Annotated in this window: 3 protein-coding genes; all 3 read right to left on the reverse strand. The window is 31.4% G+C overall.

The annotated features are described in order from the left end of the window. Nucleotides 1-174 precede the first annotated feature (174 nt). Nucleotides 175-981 carry an ExeA family protein gene (locus ABG79_RS12035; protein WP_057979710.1) on the reverse strand — a complete coding sequence of 269 codons (807 nt, stop codon included), beginning with the start codon at nt 979-981 and terminating at the stop codon, nt 175-177. A gap of 2 nt (nt 982-983) precedes the next feature. Then, nucleotides 984-2,252: a DDE-type integrase/transposase/recombinase gene (locus ABG79_RS12040; protein WP_057979711.1), complete on the reverse strand. Its 1,269-nt coding sequence runs from the start codon at nt 2,250-2,252 to the stop codon at nt 984-986. Between the two features lie 232 nt (nt 2,253-2,484). Further along, on the reverse strand, nt 2,485-3,051 hold the full coding sequence (locus tag ABG79_RS12720) for a DUF6431 domain-containing protein (protein WP_083490448.1): 567 nt from the start codon (nt 3,049-3,051) through the stop codon (nt 2,485-2,487). Nucleotides 3,052-3,298 lie beyond the last annotated feature (247 nt).

A 3,298-nucleotide genomic window follows, 5' to 3' on the forward strand; every position in this document is an offset into this window, starting at 1 on the left:
TGTTACGGAGCAAATTATTTCATCTCAAAAAAGTCAAATTAATTTAACCTAAAAAGCATTTTAAAATTGCTAAAAATCCAATGATGAAATAATTTGCACCACAAAAATACTGCAAAAAAGTCAAATTATTTAATCTTAAACAAACATAAAAAAGTAAGGGGTAACCCCTCACGATTAAGCCGAAATATTAACCTCAGACTGTGCTTCGTAAATAACTTCACTATCAATAATCCTTGTGTTTTTGTTAGTTCCAGCAATCAAACTCATTCTTGCAATTGCATTTAATGGTCTTAAAAGGCCATTAGAGCTTGAATATAAAAGTTCAAGTGCATCTTCGGTAAATATAGGCTCACTGCAGCCAGCAATTCTAAGCATATACGGAATATAGAGCTTAACTTCATCCAATGTTAATCCCTTTAGAGAATAATTGACAACGATTCTTTGCTTTAATGCTTCATGGGGTTGCCTTTGAATTTGAGATATAAATTGTGTTTGACCAGAAAGAATAAGAACAGCACAATCTTTAGAATCCATTTGAAAATTAAAAATTATCCTTAAATCGTCAAGTATTGAATTTTTAAGGAATTGAGCTTCATCCAATATAATGACAGGAGTTATGTTTTTGCTATGGTAGTATGTGTATATCGATTCTTGTATCTGCTTAAACATAGCCACCTTTTTAAATGGTGGAATGATACCAAGGCCATCACAAAGGGCCCTGTAAAAATCCATAACAGTTAAAGTAGATAGAGGAATATATACACATTTAAAAAGATTAGGATTTAGAGAATTGACAAAATATCTTAAAAGAGAAGACTTGCCAGAGCCAGGCTCTCCAGTTAAAAGCCCAAAGCCCTTAACATTTTTTAAAAAATCAAGTCTTGAAAGGGCTTGATTAAAATCATTTGATTTAAAGAAAAATTTAGTATCAATATCCTTTTGAAAAGGGTCGAAGGAAAGACCATAAAAAGCAGTAAACATAATTAAACCTCCTTTGGATTTGCAGAAAAACTTGAAAAATCAATAGGTTTAATGTTTTTTTGCCTTTTAACTTTAGAATTGTCAATTTTGTTAACTGGGTAAATAGTATCCAAAATACGATTGTCATCAGAAAAAATATAGGCTTTATCTAAAGATGAAGGGTCATAACGAACATTAATTCTTTCACCAACATACTTAAAAGGAACTTCAAAGGAATTGTTGAGTATTTGGATGGTGCAATCATTTCTAACTTTACGTGTAATACGATAAAGAAACATATAGTCAATCTCCTGTTTTGAAGAGATAAATTTTATCTTTTCAATGTGTTTCATATATTTTTCAATAGGCTTTTGCTTGATAGACGAATGATAACTGACATTGTAGACACCTTCAACATACTCTTGCAAAGACTCATTTAATTCCTCAAGGGAAGAAAATTTAGAATAATCGATACTACTAAGCCACTGTTCCTGCAGAGTTTTAAACCACCTTTCAATCTTGCCTTTTGATTGAGGAGAATATGGTCTTGCAAAACAAAGAATAGTTCCTAAAGAAGCACAGATAAACTCCATTTGTTCAGACTTGTAAACCTTGCCGTTATCAACGAATATTTTCTTAGGGATGCCTCTTTTAGAAACAGCGTCTTTAAAAACAGATAGCAAAGAAACAAAGTTATCCTCAAAGAAGGCTCTACAGCTAACGACTAATCTTGAAGCGTCATCTAAGAAAGCAATGATATATGTTTTATGCTTTTTACCATCGATAGTTAAGTATGGACCAGAAGAAATATCAGACTGCCAACAGTCGTTAGGAAACTCAAATTCAAAAGCCCTTCTTTCAGATGATTTATGCTCTAAAGGCAAGGGATTTTTGCTTAAAAACCTTTGAACGGTTGACAGAGAAATTTCGCCTAAAGAAAAATATCCACGGGCGATTAATTCAAAGTAAATGGACTTAGCAGAGCGGGAGGGGAACTCAGCCTTGCAGGATAATATAAATTCCTTAGCTTCATCAGATAACTTTCTAAAATTACCTTTATCCTTTCTAAGCTTAGGATAAAGACCGTTGATTCCATGTTTTCTATACAAGCGAAGCCAATCCTTAACAGTAGAAGGAGCAAATTCTTTTTTGCCAGCAGGAGTATCATACTGCTTAGCACAAATTTCTTGAAAATATTCTTTTACTGAAGATTGAGTATATGTATTGGTGATAACAGGTGCAATGAGAGAATAACGAAAAAGAGCAATCTTTTGCCTTAAGTCTTCATCCATAACAAAACCTCCTTTTTAAGTTATACTAAAATTATGGACAAATTCTAAGGAGCATATCCTTATTAAATTATGTGGGATGATTTGGGTATGTCTAAAATGGAAATAAGTGGACGTTGTGGAAATGAAATAATTTGAATTAGGACTTAAAAGGCTAAAAAATGCTTAAATAAATTGCAAAAGGAATCAAAAAAAGCAAAAAAAGGGATACTCCCCTTAATAGTATTACTCCTAACTAAGAAGAAAAGAAATATGAAGGCATTGAATCAAAGTATGAAGTATTGAAAGATATATTTCTTCTTTCATAAGAAATGATGTATTTAATTAAAACACCTGATTTATTTAAATCAAACTCAGGATAAATATCAGTAAAATTAGCAAAGAAGAATTTGATTTCAGAGCATTTGGAGATAAATCTTTTATGGAATCTACTTAAAGAGGAAGGATTAAGAGAACATAGGGATTTATATTTCTCAATCTTAGATAGAACTTCACTATATGAAAAACCAAGAACAAAATTAAGAAATAGAAGAAACAGAATAGTATAAAAAGAGTATTGAAAATATGGGACAAGAAAGTGGGGTAAAAGAGCATGAGTTTTTTTACAAGATGGGCATTTTACACGTAATACTTTGATTTTGTAAGTTCCAAAGACGGTAATGACGTTGCGGTAATAGTATCCATGCCTATGGAGCTTACCCATATAACCACAATTTTTACAGCCATATTGAGTTGGATAAAAAGAAGCTTCCCCTGAGAATAAATATTGATGAATAAAATTAGAAAATTTGGATATAATCATAATTAAAGAACAACAAAATTTCAGATTTAGGGGAAAAGCGGTTATTGAGAAGATTGGGCTTTTCCCCTATTCTTTTGCTGTTCGGTTTAATATGATTATTTGTAAAAAACAAAAAATTATGCATTGACAAAGACGAGGAAATTTGACTTAAAAGAATGCAAGTTATTTCATCCTTTAGAAACATATGATGTTAAAATAATTTGCGCTTTTGACCTGATTTTTGGATGGAATAATGTGCTGTTTAACA

The organism is Caloramator mitchellensis, from assembly GCF_001440545.1.
GTDB lineage: Bacteria > Bacillota > Clostridia > Clostridiales > Caloramatoraceae > Caloramator > Caloramator mitchellensis.

What these genes read in the sequence shown, in the direction of transcription:
- ABG79_RS12035 (WP_057979710.1), bottom strand. Translation starts at nt 981, where the DNA reads ATGTTTACTGCTTTTTATGGTCTTTCCTTCGACCCTTTTCAAAAGGAT.
- ABG79_RS12040 (WP_057979711.1), bottom strand. Translation starts at nt 2,252, where the DNA reads ATGGATGAAGACTTAAGGCAAAAGATTGCTCTTTTTCGTTATTCTCTC.
- ABG79_RS12720 (WP_083490448.1), bottom strand. Translation starts at nt 3,051, where the DNA reads ATGATTATATCCAAATTTTCTAATTTTATTCATCAATATTTATTCTCA.